Genomic DNA, 17,934 nt, shown 5'->3' on the forward strand with positions numbered 1-17,934 from the left:
CTGATCGTCCTGCGGATGCCCTGCGGATTGCCGTGCTGATCGCTTTGCCGATTGCTGTGCTGATGGCTGTGCCGATTGCATGCCGATCGCTGTGCACGGCGTCGGCCCCGCCATGCTGCCATCCGCCCGTACCGTGGCGACATGGGTGTCAGCACGGATGGACAGCGACGGCGGAGAGCGGAGAGGCTGGTCAGGCCGGTGCTGTCGGCCAGGACCGGGAGAGGACTGCGTACCCGCGTGTCGTTGTTCTGGCGGATCTTCTCCCTGAACGCCCTCGGCCTCCTCGTGGCCACGGCCCTGCTGCTCGGCCCGGTCACGGTGTCGACCCCGGTGCTGCCGGGCGAGGTGCTGGTCGTCGTCTGCGGTCTCGCGGCGCTGCTCGCGGTCAACGCCGCCGTCCTGCGCGTCGGTCTGGCCCCGCTGGGCCGTCTGGGCCGGGCCATGGCCACCGCGGACCTGCTGCGGCCGGGAGCCCGCGCCGAGGTCTCCGGGCCGGTGGAGACGGCGGTGCTCATCACGACGTACAACACGATGCTGGACCGGCTGGAGACCGAACGCGCCGCCAGTGCGGCACGGGCGCTCTCCGCCCAGGAGCGGGAACGCCACCGCATCGCCCGCGAACTCCACGACGAGGTCGGGCAGACCCTCACCGCCGTTCTGCTCCAGCTCAAGCGGGTCGCCGACCGGGCGCCCGAGGAGCTGAGGCAGGAGGTCGGCCAGGCGCAGGACGCGACCCGGGCCGGTCTCGACGAGATCCGGCGTATCGCGCGCCGCTTGCGGCCGGGGGTGCTGGAGGAACTGGGGCTGGCCAGTGCGCTGCGGGCGCTGGCCGGTGAGTTCACCGCGCACGGGCTGACTGTGCGCCCCGATGTGCAAGGCGAGCTGCCTGCGCTGGACGAGGAGACCGAACTGGTCGTGTACAGGGTGGCCCAGGAGGCGCTCACCAACACCGCGCGGCACTCCGGTGCCGACCGCGCCGAACTCCGGTTCGGGCCGGTCGCCGGCGGCGTCGAGCTGCACGTCCGCGACAACGGCAAGGGGCTCGGCCGGGCGCCGGAAGGGGCCGGGATCGGCGGGATGCGGGAACGGGCGCTGCTGGTCGGGGCGGCGCTGACGCTCAGCCCGGCGCCAGGGCAGGGCACGGAGATACGGCTGCGCATACCCACCGCCGGTGGGGCCCGGTGATGCCGGCGCCGACACGCGCGCTGCTCGCGGACGACCACACGCTCGTGCCCCGTGGCGTACGGAGTGCGAATGCGGAATGCGGAATGCGGAAGGAGGAGTGCGGGACGCGGGTGCGAAGACCCTGGGACGGCATCGCCCGCACCTGCTCCACAGGCTTCGGACGGCGGCCGGGGCACGCCGCTCGCGTGTGTACCGGGAAGGCGCCGGCCGGCGTTCTACCGTGTGCGGATGCGAACGGTTCCCAGGTGGGCCTTGGTCTCGTCGGGATGCGCGCCCGTCCTGCTGATCTCGGGCTGGACGGTCGCGGGACGGCTCGAGGGACCCGACTACGACCCCTTCACCCAGACGATCAGCGTCTTGGCGGCCTACGGGGCGGCGGGCTTCTGGGTGATGACCGGGGCAATGCTCGCCCTGGGCGCCTGCCACCTGCTGACCGCCTGGGCACTGCGCGCGGCCGCGGTCGCCGGACGCGTGGCGCTGGCCGCCGGGGGAGTGGCGGCGCTGCTGGTGGCGCTGCTCCCGGCCCCGAGCAGCGGGGGCTCCCTGCGCCACGGTTCCGTCGCCGCGATCGCCTTCACCCTCCTCGCGGTGTGGCCGGTCATGGCCACCGAGCGCGGCGGCGCCGCTCCCTGGGCACTGCGCCCCGCTCCCTGCCTCGCGGCGACCGCCGCGATGTGCGCCGGTGCGGCCTGGTTCCTGATCGAGGCGAGCCAACAGGGCTCCGCCGGAGCCGTCGAACGCATGGTGACGACCCTTCAGTCCGTATGGCCCTTCGTGGTCGTCGTGTCCTGCGTGCGCACCTCATCACCCGCGCCGTTGCCCGGCGAATGACGCACGCGGTGCCCTGTGGTTCACGGAGTACCTGCCCAACGGATCGGGCGGATGCCGACCGCGGGTGTCGTCGACGAGTTCGCGTTGCCCACCCCGGACCGCGCGACGCACGGCATCAACCTCGGCCCGGACGGTGCGCTGTGGCGGCACTGGAGATCGGCGCACTCGCCCGCCTAGCCCCCTGAGGGGCCCGGGTCCTGGACCGGGACGGGCCCCTCCCGGGACGGGGACGGCCCCCTCGCGGGACCGCCTACCCTTGACGCATGACCAGCAGCAGCGACCGGAGCCCGGCAGTGGACGTTCAAGCACCCAAGAGCTACGAGATCCGCACCTACGGGTGCCAGATGAACGTTCACGACTCCGAGCGATTGGCCGGGCTGCTGGAGGACGCCGGGTACGTACGCGCTCCGGAGGGGGTCGACGGCGAGGCGGACGTCGTCGTCTTCAACACCTGCGCGGTACGGGAGAATGCCGACAACCGGCTCTACGGCAACCTCGGCCACCTCGCGCCGAAGAAGGCCCAGCGGCCCGGCATGCAGATCGCGGTCGGCGGCTGCCTCGCGCAGAAGGACCGCGACACCATCGTGAAGCGGGCGCCGTGGGTGGACGTCGTCTTCGGCACGCACAACATCGGCAAGCTGCCCGTCCTGCTGGAACGCGCGCGCGTGCAGGAAGAGGCACAGGTCGAGATCGCCGAGTCGCTGGAGGCGTTCCCCTCCACGCTGCCGACGCGCCGCGAGAGCGCCTACGCGGCATGGGTGTCGATCTCCGTCGGCTGCAACAACACCTGCACCTTCTGCATCGTCCCGGCGCTGCGCGGCAAGGAGAAGGACCGCCGTCCCGGCGACATCCTCGCCGAGGTCGAGGCCCTGGTCGCCGAGGGCGTCTCCGAGATCACGCTGCTCGGCCAGAACGTCAACGCCTACGGCTCCGACATCGGTGACCGTGAGGCCTTCAGCAAGCTGCTGCGGGCCTGCGGCAAGGTCGAGGGCCTGGAGCGCGTCCGCTTCACCTCGCCGCACCCGCGTGACTTCACGGACGACGTCATCGCCGCGATGGCCGAGACGCCGAACGCGATGCCGCAGCTGCACATGCCGCTCCAGTCCGGGTCGGACACGGTCCTGAAGGCGATGCGCCGCTCGTACCGCCAGGAGCGCTACCTCGGCATCATCGAGAAGGTCCGCGCCGCCATCCCGAACGCGGCGATCACCACCGACATCATCGTCGGCTTCCCCGGCGAGACCGAGGAGGACTTCGAGCAGACCCTGCACGTGGTGCGCGAGGCCCGGTTCGCGCAGGCGTTCACGTTCCAGTACTCCAAGCGGCCCGGCACCCCGGCCGCCGAGATGGACGGGCAGATCCCCAAGGAGGTCGTCCAGGCGCGCTACGAGCGTCTCGTCGCCCTCCAGGAGGAGATCTCCTGGGACGAGAACAAGAAGCAGGTCGGCCGCACCCTGGAGTTGATGGTCGCCGAGGGCGAGGGCCGCAAGGACGGCGCCACCCACCGCCTCTCGGGCCGCGCCCCCGACAACCGTCTGGTCCACTTCACGAAGCCGGACGAGGATGTGCGCCCCGGCGACGTGGTCACGGTCGAGGTGACGTACGCAGCCCCGCACCACCTCCTCGCCGAGGGCCCCGTTCTCGCCGTGCGCCGCACGCGCGCGGGCGACGCCTGGGAGAAGCGGAACGCGGCGGAGGCCGCCAAGCCGGCGGGCGTGCTGCTCGGCCTGCCGACGGTGGGCGTCCCGGAGCCCCTGCCGGTGGCCTCGGGCGGCGGCTGCGGCCGCGACTGAGGCACGGCGGCTGAGACCGATTCGGGCCACGGGCGTCTGGGATCGACTGGAAGGGCTGAGGCCAGGGAGACGACGTGAGCGGCTGAGGCCGGGGCGACCAGCCCCGGCGGCTGAGGATGCGGCGACGGGGGACGCGGAGACTTGGGCCGGGCGACCGCGACGAAGCCGACGCGGCTGAAGGCAGGGCGGCTGAGGTGCGGTGACCGGCAATGCCGAGACCTGGGCCGGGCGATCGCGGGCGCGACGGCTGAAGGCGCGTCGGCTGAAGGCGCGGCGACCGAGGGCGCGGCGACTCGGGCCGGAGCGCCGGCCGGTGGGCCGGCGGGGTTACGCTGCCGATCATGCTTGTCGCCGCCGCACTGTGCCCCTGCCCGCCGCTTCTCGTACCCGCGGTCGCCGCGGGTGCCGCTCCTGAGCTGGACGCCGCCCGTACCGCGTGCACCGACGCGCTGGGCGTGCTCGCCGCCGCCCGGCCCGACCGGCTGATCGTCGTCGGGCCCACGTGGCAGGGCGAGACCGAGACGTACCCGGAGGGCACGCACGGCTCGTTCCGCGGCTTCGGTGTCGACGTCGGTGTGCGACTGGGCCGGAACGGAGCGACCGACGGGACCGAGGCGGCCGTCCCGGGGACGCTGCCGCCGTCGCTCGCGGTCGCCGCCTGGCTCCTGCGGCGGACCGGCTGGTCCGACGCGCCGATCGAGGGACTCGCGGTGGGGGAATCGCTCGCGCCCGAGCGGTGCAGGGACATCGGCAGGGAGATCGCCGCCGGGACCGAGCGGGTCGCGCTGCTGGTGATGGGTGACGCGAGCGCGTGCCGCACGCTGAAGGCGCCGGGATATCTCGACGAGCGGGCGGAGCCGTTCGACGAGGCGGTGGGGCGTGCGCTGGGATCGGCCGACCTCGCGGCCCTTGAGGCGCTGGACGTGGAGTTGGCGCGCCGACTGATGGTGTCGGGGCGTGCGCCCTGGCAGGTGCTCGCGGGCGCGGCCGAGGACGCCGGCCTCGGCGGCGCCCTCTTGTACGAGGACGCGCCGTACGGGGTGGGGTACGTGGTGGCGTCCTGGTCGTAGGGGGCGCGCTGGGAACGGGGGCCGACCGACGGTAAGGGGCGGCGCGGACGGCTGGTGGGCAGCGCCCTACGTGGGACGCTGACGGGCAGCGCCCTATGTGGAACGGCTGACGGGCAGCGCCCCACACGTAGTCGTTGACGTGCAGCCGCCGACGGCGAAGGGCGGACGGGCAGCGCCCTACGGGATCCGGGCTGCGCCTACGGAACAGGCGCGCGCGGCGATCGGTCGGCGCATACGGCGGACGGCCGGGAGCGTCGTGCTCCGCGGCCGCCCGTCGTGCCGTATGCCCTGGTCCGCGCTGACCGCCGACTCCTCCGCCAACTCTGCTTTCGGCGCTGACGTCCGCGTCGTCGGCTGTTCAGGAGGCCGGCGGCGGGCCGCTCGGCGGCGTGGTGGTGCCGCCTCCCGTGTCCCTGTCGTCCTTGTGCGCGAGCCGGTCCATGGCGCCCTTGGCCTTGTCGGTGCCCGTATGGATCTTGTCGCTGTACTTGCCCTTGGTCCGGTCGTCAACGGCCTTGGCGGCCTTGTCGATGCCGTGCTGGATCTTGCCCCCGTGCTGCTGCGCGAGGTCGGAGACCTTGCCCTTGGCCGGGCCCAGCCTGGCCTTCAGATTGTCGAAAAGACCCATGGGTTCACCTTCCCTCGCGGGACCGTCATGTCCGGGCGCCCTCGTCGGCCTCGCTGTCGGCCGCCTTGCCGGGAGACTGCTGCTGCGGGATCTCGACGGCCTCCGAAGCGTCGCCTTCGTCACCCTTCTTCGCCGCGGGCGGCTCCGTCGCGGCCCCGGCTTCGGTCTCGTCCGATGACTTGGCTTCCGTCACCTCATCCGCCTCGGGCCCGGCCGACGGCTGCTCGGTCCGTGCCTCGGCGGCCGACGTCTCCTCCGTGGTCTTCGACCTGCGGAAAAGTCGCGCAAAAACGCCCATATCAACTCCATACGTTACTCGCGCGGGCTAAATCCCGCGTCGCCATGGGGCTCCTGTCCGGGCGAAGCCGAGGAGGCCGGGAAGCGTCCGTGTATCGCCCGGGTCGCCGCCTCCCTGAATTGGCGGCGTGAACCCCCGCAACGGGCAACGACTCCGGGTTGCCCCCGTCACGTAACTCGTTCGAGGGCGGGGTGAGAGGTTTGCGAGACTGGTGCGGTGAGCAGCGCACTTCCCACCCCCCGAGTCATCGCCGTCGTCGGACCGACCGCGGCCGGAAAGTCCGATCTGGGCGTCCACCTCGCCCAGCAGCTCGGTGGGGAGGTCGTCAACGCCGACTCCATGCAGCTCTACCGGGGGATGGACATCGGCACCGCCAAGCTGACGCCCGAGGAGCGCGGCGGCATCCCGCATCACCTGCTGGACATCTGGGACGTCACGGTCACGGCCTCCGTCGCCGAGTACCAGCGGCTCGCCCGAGAGCGCATCGACGCCCTGCTCGCCGACGGACGCTGGCCCGTCCTCGTCGGCGGCTCAGGTCTGTACATCCGTGGGGCGGTCGACAACCTGGAGTTCCCGGGGACAGACCCCGAGGTCAGGGCCAGGCTGGAGGAGGAGCTCGCGCTGCGCGGCTCCGGCGCTCTGCACGCCCGACTCGCCGCCGCCGACCCCGACGCCGCGCGCGCGATCCTGCCGAGCAACGGCCGCCGTATCGTCCGGGCGCTGGAAGTGATCGAGATCACCGGGATGCCCTTCACGGCCAACCTCCCGGGTCACGACTCGGTGTACGACACCGTGCAGATCGGCGTCGACGTGGCGCGTCCCGAGCTCGACGAGCGCATCGCACTCCGGGTCGACCGGATGTGGGACACCGGGCTCGTCGACGAAGTGCGCGCACTGGAGGCGCAGGGTTTGCGCCAGGGGCGTACGGCGTCGCGCGCACTCGGCTACCAGCAGGTGCTCGCGGCGCTGACCGGTGAATGCACGATGGAGGAGGCACGGGCCGAGACCGTCCGGGCCACCAAACGCTTCGCGCGCCGCCAGGATTCGTGGTTCAGGCGCGACCCCCGGGTGCATTGGCTCAGTGGGGCCGCGGCGGACCGCGGGGAACTTCCGCGGCGGGCCCTGGCGTTGGTCGAACGACCGGTCACAGCCTGATCACGTGATGGCATCGGGACGCTCCGGCCGTCATCCGGGCCTCCGGCGCCGTGCCATCATCGAGCTTCGATCGACCAAGTGGAGTCCTAGTTGGGAGGGCGCGTGGCGATGGAGGCCGGCCCTCGCAACACGGCACAAGACGCCGAGCACGCCACCACCGGGAGTGGTGAAGCGGAGCGGGACGACGACGGTCGTCCGGGCGTCGACGCGGAGGGACTGACCGCCGGCGGGGGTGCCCGTCTCGGCGCCGACACGGAGGGGCCGGCCGGCCCCCATGGGAATGGTCCGCTCAGCTCCGACGGTGAGGATTCCCTCGGCCTCGGCGCTGCGGGTCCCCTCGGCCCCGACGGGGACGTCCGTCTCGCTGCGGACGGGCTCGACGAGACGCCGGACGGTGTGACCGACGACGGCCCCGAGCCGGACGAGCTGTTCGTGAGCGGTCCCGAGGTCGAGGTCGAGCTGCGCCCGCAGCGCCGGCTGCGCCTGTGGCAGCTCGCGCCGATCGTGGGCCTGGCCGCGGTGGGCTCCCTGATGTTCGCGTTCCCGCTCGCCTTCGACTTCGGCGACAGTGGCGCCGTGATCGCCATGCTGGGGCTGCTGATCTGCTCCTGCGCGGCCGGCTGGGGCATGATGGCCGCCCGCAAGGTCGGCCACACCTGGCCGGGGCTGCCGCAGCGGGGCTCCGGGCGGAGACCGGACTGGCGGGTGGTGCTCGCGTACGTGGTCCTGGTCGCCGCGGTGGTGGTGCTCGCGGTATGGCGGGTGGCCCGGCTGCGCTGAGCGGCTGCTCACCGTAGGGCGGGTCGATCACCGGCCGGAACGGTCGGCTGCGCTGAACCTCGGGGTGGCACGGGTCGGTCACGGCGCCGAGGCCCTGGCCGGACGACGCCCGGGCGCGACGGAGTGTCGTGGTCACCCCGTACGATCGAGGAATGAGCACGCGGATCGCCTTCCTCAAGGGGCACGGCACCGAGAACGACTTCGTGATCGTCCCGGACCCCGAGAACGCCATCGACCTGCCCCCCGTCGCCGTCGCCGCCCTGTGCGACCGCCGCGCCGGCATCGGCGGTGACGGCCTGCTGCACGTCGTGCGGTCCGCGGCGCACCCCGAGGCCGAGGAGATGGCGGCCGAGGCGGAGTGGTTCATGGACTACCGCAACGGCGACGGCTCGATCGCGGAGATGTGCGGAAACGGCGTGCGCGTGTTCGCGCGCTACCTCCAGCGCGCCGGGCACGTCACCGAAGGTGACATCGCCGTCGCCACGCGCGGGGGCGTGAAGACCGTGCACCTCGCCAAGGACGGCGACGTCACCGTCGGCATGGGCAGCGCGCGGCTCCCCGAGGGCGATGTCACGGTGAGTGTCGGCGAGCGCAGCTGGCCCGCGCGGAACGTGAACATGGGCAACCCGCACGCCGTGGCGTTCGTGGACGACCTCACGGACGCCGGCGACCTGCACTCCCCGCCGCCGTTCAGCCCGGCCGCGGCCTACCCGGACGGCGTCAACGTCGAGTTCGTCGTCGACCGCGGCCCCCGGCACGTCGCCATGCGCGTGCACGAGCGCGGCTCCGGCGAGACCCGCTCCTGCGGCACGGGCGCGTGCGCCGTCGCAGTGGCCGCCGCCCGCCGAGACGGCGCCGACCCCGCCGTCACCGGGACTCCGGTGACGTACACCGTGGACGTCCCCGGCGGACGTCTGGTCATCACCGAACGGCCGGACGGCGAGATCGAGATGACCGGCCCGGCGGTGATCGTCGCCGAGGGCGAGATCGACGCGGAGTGGCTGGCGGGCTCGGCGGGCTGACGGGGTATCCGCTTCGGCTGGATCGCACGCTCGCCGCCGTGATCGGCTGACACTCCGCCAGGATGCGGTCGCCCTACGGCCGACAGCGGCGAAAACACCGCGCGGACGTTCGACACCTGGCAGCCCAGTTCATGCCGTGCCCGGCCATAAACCTCCAAACCGTCGCTCGAATGGGTGATCCGTTTCACGCTGGGCGAGAGGCGGTCAGGTGGGCGTGGTCGGCTCGATAGCATCAAGCACCGGCCCGGACGGGGGAGATGTCCGCCACCCCTGAGCCGTGTCCGCCATGGGGCACCCCGTTCGCCGGTCCATGCAGCCGGAGGTGCCCATGAGTGCGGAGGCCACGAACCCCGCGAGCCCAGGTGCTGTGGCGGGCCCGATGACAGGCCCCGTGCCCTCGCCGGCGCCGCGCAGAAGGTCGCTCCCGCGACTCGACCTGCGCCGCCTGGGCCGCGCCGCCCTGCTGGGGTCCGCCACCCGTGACCGGCTGCCCGACGCCATCGGCCACGTCGTCGAGGCGCATCGCGCCCACCATCCCGACGCCGACATCGAACCGCTGCGCCGCGCCTACGTCCTGGCCGAGTCCTCGCACCGGGGCCAGATGCGCAAGAGCGGCGAGCCGTACATCACGCACCCGCTCGCCGTCACCCTGATCCTCGCCGAACTCGGTGCCGAGACCACCACTTTGACGGCCTCTCTGCTCCACGACACCGTCGAGGACACCGACGTGACCCTCGCTCAGGTGCGCGAGCAGTTCGGCGAGGAGGTCCGCTACCTCGTCGACGGCGTCACGAAACTCGAGAAGGTCGACTACGGCGCCGCCGCCGAGCCCGAGACCTTCCGCAAGATGCTCGTCGCCACCGGCAGCGACGTCCGGGTGATGTCGATCAAACTCGCCGACCGGCTCCACAACATGCGCACCCTCGGCGTGATGCGCCCCGAGAAACAGGCCCGGATCGCCAAGGTCACCCGGGACGTCCTGATCCCGCTCGCCGAACGCCTCGGCGTCCAGGCCCTCAAGACCGAACTGGAGGACCTGGTCTTCGCGATCCTCCACCCCGAGGAGTACGAGCACACACGCGCGTTGATCGTCGAGAACGCGGCCCGCTGCGACGACCCGCTCGCCGAGATCGCCGCAGAGATGCGCACCGTGCTGAACGAGGCCGACATCGCCTCCGAAGTCCTCATCCGCCCCCGGCACTTCGTCTCCCTGCACCGCGTCTCGCGCAAGCGCGGCCGGCTGCGCGGCTGCGACTTCGGCCGGCTCCTGGTGCTGGTGAACGAGGACGCGGACTGTTACGGCGTCCTCGGCGAACTGCACACCTGTATGAAGCCCGTCGTCTCGGAGTTCAAGGACTTCATCGCCGTACCGAAGTTCAACCTCTACCAGTCCCTGCACACCGCCCTCGCCCGCGCGGACGGCCAGGTCGCCGAGGTACTCATCCGTACCCACCAGATGCACAAGGTGGCGGAGGCAGGCGTCATCGCGCTCGGCAACCCCTATGCGCCGCCCGCCTCCTCCGAGGACCCGGCCGACGGCGAGCGCGCCGACCCCACCCGCCCCGGCTGGCTCTCCCGCCTCCTCGAATGGCAGCGGGCCGCCCCCGATCCCGACACCTTCTGGTCCACCCTGCGGGAGGACCTCGCCCAGGACCGCGAGATCACCGTCTTCCGCCCCGACGGCGGCACCCTCGGTCTGCCCGAGGGCGCGTCCTGCGTGGACGCCGCGTACGCGCAGTACGGCGAGGACGCGCACGCGTGCATCGGGGCGCGCGTGAACGGCCGCCTGGCGACGCTGAGCACGGTCCTGCGGGACGGCGACACGGTCCAGCTCCTCATGGGCCAGGACCCGGCCTCCGAGCCTTCCAGGGAGTGGCTGGACCACGCCCACACACCGGGTGCCCGCATCGCCATCCAGCGGTGGCTCACCGCGCATCCCACGCCCACGGAGGCGGGCGGGGCGGGGGCCGCGGAGACGAGCCGCGAGAACCCTGCCGAGAACTCCGCGGCATCTCCCACGTCGCCCACTTCCGCCACTGGGGCCGCTCCGGCCCCGGCAGCCCCCTTAACCCCGGTGGCCCCAGGAACGTCTCGGACTCCGAGAGCCTTCGGAGGGGCGGAAGCGTCCGTCTCCCCCGAAGCCGTGGTCGCCGACCGCCCGGGCGCGAGTATCCGGCTGGCCCGCTGCTGCACCCCCGTACCACCCGACGAGGTCACCGGCTTCGCCGTGCGCGGGGGAGTCGTGACCGTCCACCGCGTCGAGTGCGCGGCGGTGGCGCGGATGAAGGGCACGGGGCGCGCGGAGGTGGACGTGAGCTGGGGGGAGAGCGCGGAGTGCCGGGTGACGCTCGTCGCTGAATCGTTCGGCCGCCCGCACCTGCTCGCCGACCTGACCGAGGCCATCGCCCTGGAGGGCGCCGAGATCGTCTCGGCCACCGTCGAACCCCCCACCCAGCAGCGCGTCCGCCACACGTACACACTCCAACTGACCGACGCCGCCCACCTGCCCGCCCTGATGCGCGCGATGCGCAACGTGGCCGGGGTGTACGACGTGAGCCGGGCGCAGCACCAGGTGTCGACGTGGTGAGACGCGGCGCCACGCCCTGACCACCACCACGCCCCGCGTGTGTGTGGCGCCCGCCGGGCCCACCCGCCCTCCAACTGGGCGCCTTGGCCCCCACCCGCACCCCGTTCGGGTGCGCCCGGCGCGCGCCGTCGTGGTGTCGCACGCGCGCGCTGATAGCCGTAGCCCATGCTGCTCACCCCCCGTGACAGGGCTCCCCGGCCCGCCACCGACGGCGCCCGAGCCCGCACCGACGCCCCCAGGATCAAGCGTCGGCTGAAGGCGGCCCTGGTCGCCTCCGCCGCCTCCGTCTGTCTCGTCGCCGCGAGCGCCTCGCCCATCCCGCTGGGCGTCGGCGACCGCCTGTTCCCGTACCTCGGCAACCCGGGGTACGACGTGGCGGCGTACGACCTGTCCCTCACGTATCCCGGCAGCAACGACAAGCCGCTCCAGGCCGTGACCACCATCGACGCCCGGACGACCGCCCCTCTCTCGCGCGTCAACCTCGACTTCGCGCGCGGCAAGGTCTCCGCCGTGGAGATCGACGGTGAGCCGGCGTCGTTCGCCGCGGCCGACGAGGACCTGGTGATCACGCCGGACGAGGCGCTGCCCCAGGGGCAGCGGATGCGCATCACCGTGCGGCACACCAGCGACCCCATGCCCGCGGGCGGCCGGGAAGGAGGCTGGGTGCGCACCTCCGACGGCCTCGCGATGGCCAACCAGGCCGACGCCGCCCACCTGGTGTTCCCGTGCAACGACCACCCCTCCGACAAGGCCGGCTTCACCTTCCGGATCACCGCCCCCGAGGGCTACACGGCCGTCGCCAACGGTCTCCAGGCCGACGTGCGGCGCTCCGGCACCGCGACGCGGTGGACGTACCGCACCCAGCACCCCATGGCCACCGAGCTCGCCCAGGTCTCGATCGGCCGCTCCACGGTGGTACGCCGCACAGGGCCGCACGCGCTCCCCCTGAGGGATGTCGTCCCGACCCGGCACAGGACGGCGCTGGAGCCGTGGCTCGCCAAGACGCCCGACCAGATCGCCTGGATGGAGGGCAAGATCGGGCGGTACCCCCTGGAGACGTACGGCCTGCTCGTCGCTGACGCCTCCACCGGCTTCGAACTCGAGACGCAGACCCTCTCCCTCTTCGAGAGAGAACTCTTCACCGACCCGGCCTTCCCCGAGTGGTACGTCGACTCGGTCATGGTCCACGAACTGGCCCACCAGTGGTTCGGCAACAGCGTCAGCCCCCGCACCTGGTCCGACCTGTGGCTCAACGAGGGACACGCGACCTGGTACGAGGCGCTGTACGCGCAGGAGAAGTCGAACCGGTCCCTGGAGTCGCGGATGCGCGCCGCGTACGGCGCCTCCGACCGCTGGCGCGCCGCCGGCGGTCCGCCCGCGGCACCCAAGGTGCCCGAGGCCGACAGCCGCCTGGGCATCTTCCGCCCGAACGTCTACGACGGCGCCGCCCTGGTCCTGTACGCCCTCCGCCAGGAGATCGGACGTCGGGTCTTCGAGGGACTGGAAAGGGCCTGGGTGAGCCAGTACCGGGACGGCACGGCGACCACCGCCGACTTCGTCTCCCTGGCCTCCCGGCTGTCCGGACGCGACCTGAACGGCTTCTTCCAGGCGTGGCTGTTCGGCGAGAAGACCCCGCCGATGCCGGGCCACCCGGACTGGAAGCCGGTGGCGGCCCGCCAGTCGCCCGAGAAGCCCTCCACGCCCAAGGTCACGGCGCCCAGGAAGGGGGCGGTGGAATAGGGCGGCGGAATAACACGGTGACGAGACGGGGCGTTGCGTGCGACCATTTTCAGGTCGGCGGCACAGGCGACGGGAATCTCCCGGGACCCTCGTGCGTTGAACGCGGTGACGGGTCGGCTACGCACAGAGGTCCGAGAAGCTTCGCTCGCGGCGCCCCGTCGCCGAACCAAGGAATCCCCAACGACGTAAGGACCCAATGACCTCCTCTTCTTCCCCTTCCCAGGACACCAAGCGCCTCGCGCAGGACTATCCCGAAGGTCTTCGGGCCGATGCCCTGATGGAAGAGGACGTCGCCTGGAGCCACGAGATCGACGGAGAGCGGGACGGCGACCAGCTCGACCGCTCCGAGCGCGCGGCCCTGCGCCGCGTCGCGGGCCTCTCCACCGAGCTCGAGGACGTCACCGAGGTCGAGTACCGCCAGCTCCGTCTGGAGCGGGTCGTCCTCGTCGGCGTCTGGACCTCGGGGACCGTGCAGGACGCGGACAACTCCCTCGCGGAGCTCGCCGCCCTCGCGGAGACCGCGGGCGCGCTCGTGCTCGACGGTGTGATCCAGCGCCGCGACAAGCCCGACGCCGCGACCTACATCGGTTCCGGCAAGGCCCAGGAGCTGCGCGACATCGTGGTCGACATGGGCGCGGACACCGTCATCTGCGACGGTGAGCTCAGCCCCGGCCAGCTGATCCACCTCGAGGACGTCGTCAAGGTCAAGGTCATCGACCGCACGGCGCTGATCCTGGACATCTTCGCCCAGCACGCCAAGTCCCGAGAGGGCAAGGCGCAGGTCGCGCTCGCGCAGATGCAGTACATGCTGCCGAGGCTGCGAGGCTGGGGTCAGTCGCTGTCCCGTCAGATGGGCGGCGGCAAGGGCGGCGGCCTCGCCACCCGTGGTCCCGGTGAGACCAAGATCGAGACGGACCGGCGCCGGATCCGCGAGAAGATGGCGAAGATGCGCCGGGAGATCGCGGAGATGAAGACCGGCCGCGACATCAAGCGCCAGGAGCGCAAGCGCCACAAGGTGCCCTCCGTCGCCATCGCCGGCTACACCAACGCGGGCAAGTCCTCCCTGCTCAACCGCCTCACAGGTGCCGGCGTCCTGGTCGAGAACGCGCTGTTCGCGACCCTGGACCCGACCGTCCGCCGGGCCGAGACCCCGAGCGGCCGGCTGTACACGCTGGCCGACACCGTCGGCTTCGTCCGGCACCTGCCGCACCACCTGGTCGAGGCGTTCCGCTCCACGATGGAGGAGGTCGGCGAGTCCGACCTGATCCTGCACGTGGTCGACGGTTCGCACCCGGCCCCGGAGGAGCAGCTGGCCGCCGTGCGCGAGGTGATCCGGGACGTCGGCGCCACCGACGTACCCGAGATCGTCGTGGTCAACAAGGCCGACGCGGCCGACCCGCTGGTCCTCCAGCGGCTGATGCGGATCGAGAAGCGCTCCATCGCCGTCTCGGCCCGCACCGGTCAGGGCATGGACGAGCTGCTCGCGCTGATCGACAACGAGCTGCCCCGCCCGTCCGTCGAGGTCGAGGCGCTCGTGCCCTACACCCAGGGCAAGCTGGTCGCCCGCGCCCACGACGAGGGCGATGTGATCTCCGAGGAGCACACCCCGGAGGGCACCCTGCTCAAGGTCCGGGTGCACGAGGAACTCGCGGCGGAACTCACGCCGTACGTTCCGGCGCCGGCCGCATAGCAGTCCTAGCAGTCCCGACGAGAAAGGCCCGCCCCTGGTGTGAGGGGCGGGCCTTTCTCGTCGGCGCGTCACCGACCGCCATGCGTCCGGCTCATGTTCTCGTACAGCGCCCTCGCGTCCTGCCCCAGCTGCGGACCCGCCAGCCAGGTGCTGTCGAGCGGGCCGATCGACGTGTTGGAGACCAGCCTGGTCTCGCCGTCCACCACCCGGAACCAGCCGCCGCCCGACGAACCGCCCGTCATGGTGCAGCCGATCCGGTACATCGTCGGCAGCGCCGGGCTGAGCGAGAAACGCCCCGGCCGGTCGATGCACTTGAACATCCGCAGCCCGTTGTACGGCGGTCCCGCCGGATACCCCCACGCACCCATCTCGCGGGCCTCCGCCGCGGACGGTGCCGAGAAGTCCACGTCCAGCGCCGCGCCGACCGTCTCCTCGAGGGACTTGGCGCCCTGCTCAGGCTGCACATGGAGCACGGCGTAGTCGTACGCCGCCCCCGCACCGCCGGTGGCCGAGCCGCCCTGCAGCCAGCCGTTGGAGGTGGAGGCCCAGTCCGCCCACCAGTTGCCGTACGGCGCGATCTCGCCGCTGGTGGCGTTGCCCAGCTCCGCCTCGGACTTGCCGAGGTCGTTGTAGGCCGGGGCGAACATGATGTTCCGGTACCAGCCGCCGTTCTGCCCGGCGTGCACGCAGTGCCCCGCCGTCCAGACGAGGTTGGACCTGCCCGGGTGGTTCACGTCCTTGATGACCGTGCCCGAACAGACCATCGAGCCCTCGGGAGAGTCGAAGAAGACCTTGCCGACCGGCGCCGCGTTCTGGTGGTACGGCGTCTTCTCGGCCTCGGCCTGGACCGGCGCGGGCTCCGGGTCACTCACGCCCCCGTCGGCCGACGCGTCCTTCGTCGACAGCGTCTTGTCGGCCTCCTGCGCGGACTGCATCCGCTCCGGCTTCCACAGGCCCTCGATCACCGGATTGACGAAGTCCTCGGCCTCACTGAGCCACTTGTCCTTGTCCCAGTCCCGCCAGCCGCCGTCCTTCCAGGCGTCGACGTCGATGCCCGCCTCGGCGAGGCGGTCCGCGATGTCCGTCGGTATCCCGACCTTGCCGTCGCCGCTGCCGGCCTCCTGCGAAGCCGCGGCACCCGCCTGATCGGCCGCACTGCCCGCACTGTCGCCACCGTCGCCGCCACAAGCGGTGGCAGTGAGCGCGAGGGCGGCGAAGAGGGCGGAGGCGGCGAGGGTGGTGCGGGGTTTGTGCAGAGAACGCATGGTGGTGTGGCCCCCGTTGAAACGTCGTCTGGGTTTGCTGTGCTGCCGCTCGCGCGTGGCGCTCATGCATCGGTCCACGGATGACCGCGTGACCGCGGGGCCGGGTGCAGTTGTGGAGGTGTGAAGCACGGCCCTGGCTGAGCGGACGCATTGCTGGGTATGCGCATGGGCGAGTGGACGCATGGATGAGTGGGTGGACGCTCAGGGATCCTGTGGATCACCTTGCGAGCGACACCCCACCGTTCCCGCGAGCCTGCGGGCGAACGGCGATGAGGGGGTGAGGGTTTCCGCCACGCCACCCCACCGCCGGTCCTACGGCACCGTCACTGGCCCGCGAACTTTCCGCTCACGGCCTCGAACACGCCCTTGGCCTCGTCACCGAGCCGCGGCCCTGCCAGCCAGCCCGCAGTGACCGGTCCGATCGAGGTGTTGGACACCAGCGCCGGCTTCCCGTCCGACCCCGTCGAGACCCAGCCACCGCCGGACGAGCCGCCGGTCATCGTGCAGCCGATCCGGTACATCGTCGGGTCCGACGCGTTGATCGACAGACGTCCCGGCTTGTCCTCGCACTGGTACAGCTTCTGCCCGTCGTACGGCGGCGCCGCCGGATAGCCCGTCGCCGTCATGCTCTCCATCTCGGGCACGGTCGGCGCGGCGAAGTCGACCGGCAGCGCCGAGCCCACCATCTCCTCCAGCGACTTGCCGCCACTGCCGTCCTCCGGCGTCACATGGAGCACGGCGAAGTCGTACGCCGCTCCCTCGCCGCCGGTCGCACTGCCCTGCTCGATCCACTGGTCCGAGGTCTGCACCCAGTCGCCCCACCAGACGCCGTACGGAGCGACCTCCTCCTTCGTGGCGTTCTGCAGCTCCGCCGCCGACAGGCCCGCGTCGTTGTACGACGGCACGAACGCGATGTTGCGGTACCAGCCGCCGCTCCTGCCCGCGTGCACACAGTGCCCGGCCGTCCACACGAGGTTCGACTTGCCCGGGTTGGCCGGGTCCTTCACGACCGTTCCCGAGCAGACCATCGTGCCCTCGGGGGAGTCGAAGAGCACCTTGCCCGCCTCGGGAGCGTTGGCGTGGTAAGCCGCCGGCACGGCCGCCGCCTCCACCGGCTCGGGCGTCGGGTCGGTCACACCCTGGTCCCCGGAGATGTCACCCTCGTCGACGGCCTGGTCCGGCTCCTGGGCCTCCCGCATCCGGTCCGGGTCCCACAGGTCCTCGATGATCGGGTTGATGTAGTCCTCGGCCTCGCGCAGCCAGTCGTCCTTGTCCCAGTTCTTCCAGGCGCCGTTCCGCCAGTTGTCCAGGTCGATCCCGTGCTCTTTGAGCTGGTCCTTGATGTCGTCCGGGATCTTGAACTCGCCGTCGCCCCCCGTACTCGCGGAGGCCGAGGCCTTGGCATCCACCGCGGAGTCACCCGAGTCACACGCGGTGACGGTGAGCGCCAGCGCGGAAGCCAGCGCGACAGCGGCCAGCACCGGGGAGGCCCTGCGACGCGTGTGCCTGTCCCGGCGAGCGGTGAACGACGGCGGTATGGATCGCATGGTGTTACTCCCCCTGGTGGTGAAAGGACTCGGCGCCGCGGCCGCGATCCCGGCCGAACTCACCTGCGGTTCAGGCCGATCTCACGGCTTTCTGGGAACGGCACCCCACACTATGCGCTCGCTGTGGGGGACTTCCGACGGAACGGCAACGGTTCCGTCACGGCAAGGATCTTGAAGCAACCCGTAACCGGGTGGCGGTACCGCGGTTGGTAGCGATGGAGGCGGGGACCGGGGCCGGTCCTGTGTGCCCGTGTACTGCGTGCGTCGCCTCGGGAGGTGTGCCGTCGAACAGTGACTGTTCCCGGGGCGCGGCCTGGGCGCTAGTCCTTCAACGGGCGCGCCG

Annotated in this window: 15 protein-coding genes; 11 read left to right on the forward strand and 4 right to left on the reverse strand. The window is 71.9% G+C overall.

What is annotated here, in order from left to right; genetic code table 11:
• The first annotated feature begins 237 nt into the window (after positions 1-237).
• The 5 genes from ACFV6X_RS24610 (at position 238) to ACFV6X_RS24630 (ending at position 4,879) form a co-directional block, all read left to right on the forward strand.
• The gene (locus ACFV6X_RS24610) at positions 238-1,185 is read left to right on the forward strand and encodes a sensor histidine kinase (protein WP_385386792.1); all 948 of its coding nucleotides are present in this window, start codon (positions 238-240) and stop codon (positions 1,183-1,185) included.
• Positions 1,186-1,413: 228 nt separating this feature from the next.
• A complete protein-coding gene (locus ACFV6X_RS24615) occupies positions 1,414-2,016 on the forward strand; it encodes a DUF998 domain-containing protein (RefSeq protein ID WP_385386794.1) in 603 nt (200 codons plus the stop codon).
• Positions 2,017-2,067: 51 nt separating this feature from the next.
• The gene (locus tag ACFV6X_RS24620) at positions 2,068-2,193 is read left to right on the forward strand and encodes a hypothetical protein (RefSeq protein ID WP_385386796.1); all 126 of its coding nucleotides are present in this window, start codon (positions 2,068-2,070) and stop codon (positions 2,191-2,193) included.
• A gap of 86 nt (positions 2,194-2,279) precedes the next feature.
• The gene (gene miaB / locus ACFV6X_RS24625) at positions 2,280-3,809 is read left to right on the forward strand and encodes a tRNA (N6-isopentenyl adenosine(37)-C2)-methylthiotransferase MiaB (RefSeq protein ID WP_385386798.1); all 1,530 of its coding nucleotides are present in this window, start codon (positions 2,280-2,282) and stop codon (positions 3,807-3,809) included.
• Between the two features lie 341 nt (positions 3,810-4,150).
• Positions 4,151-4,879 (forward strand): class III extradiol dioxygenase subunit B-like domain-containing protein, encoded by a 729-nt coding sequence (locus ACFV6X_RS24630; RefSeq protein WP_385386800.1) that lies wholly within the window; start codon positions 4,151-4,153, stop codon positions 4,877-4,879.
• Positions 4,880-5,237: 358 nt separating this feature from the next.
• On the opposite strand, the gene ACFV6X_RS24635 is transcribed toward ACFV6X_RS24630, so the two are convergent.
• Both ACFV6X_RS24635 and ACFV6X_RS24640 read right to left on the reverse strand, forming a co-directional pair.
• Positions 5,238-5,507, reverse strand: a complete 270-nt coding sequence (locus ACFV6X_RS24635) for an antitoxin (protein WP_385386802.1) — start codon at positions 5,505-5,507, stop codon at positions 5,238-5,240.
• 25 nt (positions 5,508-5,532) lie between these two features.
• Positions 5,533-5,805, reverse strand: coding sequence for a hypothetical protein (locus ACFV6X_RS24640; RefSeq protein ID WP_385386804.1), 273 nt, complete (start codon positions 5,803-5,805; stop codon positions 5,533-5,535).
• 216 nt (positions 5,806-6,021) lie between these two features.
• Here ACFV6X_RS24640 and miaA point away from each other — a divergent pair, with 216 nt between their 5' ends.
• The 6 genes from miaA to hflX all read left to right on the forward strand — a co-directional run bounded on the left by miaA (position 6,022) and on the right by hflX (position 14,779).
• Positions 6,022-6,960 (forward strand): tRNA (adenosine(37)-N6)-dimethylallyltransferase MiaA, encoded by a 939-nt coding sequence (gene miaA, locus ACFV6X_RS24645; RefSeq protein ID WP_385386806.1) that lies wholly within the window; start codon positions 6,022-6,024, stop codon positions 6,958-6,960.
• Between the two features lie 108 nt (positions 6,961-7,068).
• Positions 7,069-7,740, forward strand: a complete 672-nt coding sequence (locus ACFV6X_RS24650) for a hypothetical protein (protein ID WP_385386880.1) — start codon at positions 7,069-7,071, stop codon at positions 7,738-7,740.
• Between the two features lie 152 nt (positions 7,741-7,892).
• Positions 7,893-8,762 carry a diaminopimelate epimerase gene (dapF, locus tag ACFV6X_RS24655; protein ID WP_385386808.1) on the forward strand — a complete coding sequence of 290 codons (870 nt, stop codon included), beginning with the start codon at positions 7,893-7,895 and terminating at the stop codon, positions 8,760-8,762.
• Positions 8,763-9,090: 328 nt separating this feature from the next.
• Complete coding sequence (locus ACFV6X_RS24660) at positions 9,091-11,349, forward strand: RelA/SpoT family protein (RefSeq protein WP_385386810.1); 2,259 nt, start codon at positions 9,091-9,093, stop codon at positions 11,347-11,349.
• Positions 11,350-11,514: 165 nt separating this feature from the next.
• Positions 11,515-13,089: a M1 family metallopeptidase gene (locus ACFV6X_RS24665; RefSeq protein WP_385386812.1), complete on the forward strand. Its 1,575-nt coding sequence runs from the start codon at positions 11,515-11,517 to the stop codon at positions 13,087-13,089.
• 196 nt (positions 13,090-13,285) lie between these two features.
• Positions 13,286-14,779 (forward strand): GTPase HflX, encoded by a 1,494-nt coding sequence (gene hflX, locus ACFV6X_RS24670; RefSeq protein ID WP_385386814.1) that lies wholly within the window; start codon positions 13,286-13,288, stop codon positions 14,777-14,779.
• 68 nt (positions 14,780-14,847) lie between these two features.
• Here the strand turns inward: hflX and ACFV6X_RS24675 are convergent, their stop codons facing one another.
• Both ACFV6X_RS24675 and ACFV6X_RS24680 read right to left on the reverse strand, forming a co-directional pair.
• A complete protein-coding gene (locus ACFV6X_RS24675; RefSeq protein WP_385386882.1) occupies positions 14,848-16,044 on the reverse strand; it encodes a trypsin-like serine peptidase in 1,197 nt (398 codons plus the stop codon).
• Positions 16,045-16,367: 323 nt separating this feature from the next.
• Positions 16,368-17,591, reverse strand: a complete 1,224-nt coding sequence (locus ACFV6X_RS24680) for a trypsin-like serine peptidase (protein WP_385386816.1) — start codon at positions 17,589-17,591, stop codon at positions 16,368-16,370.
• Positions 17,592-17,934: the final 343 nt, after the last annotated feature.

Origin of the sequence: Streptomyces sp. NPDC059861 (assembly GCF_042731435.1) — a bacterium.
In the GTDB taxonomy this organism is placed as follows: Bacteria; Actinomycetota; Actinomycetes; order Streptomycetales; family Streptomycetaceae; genus Streptomyces.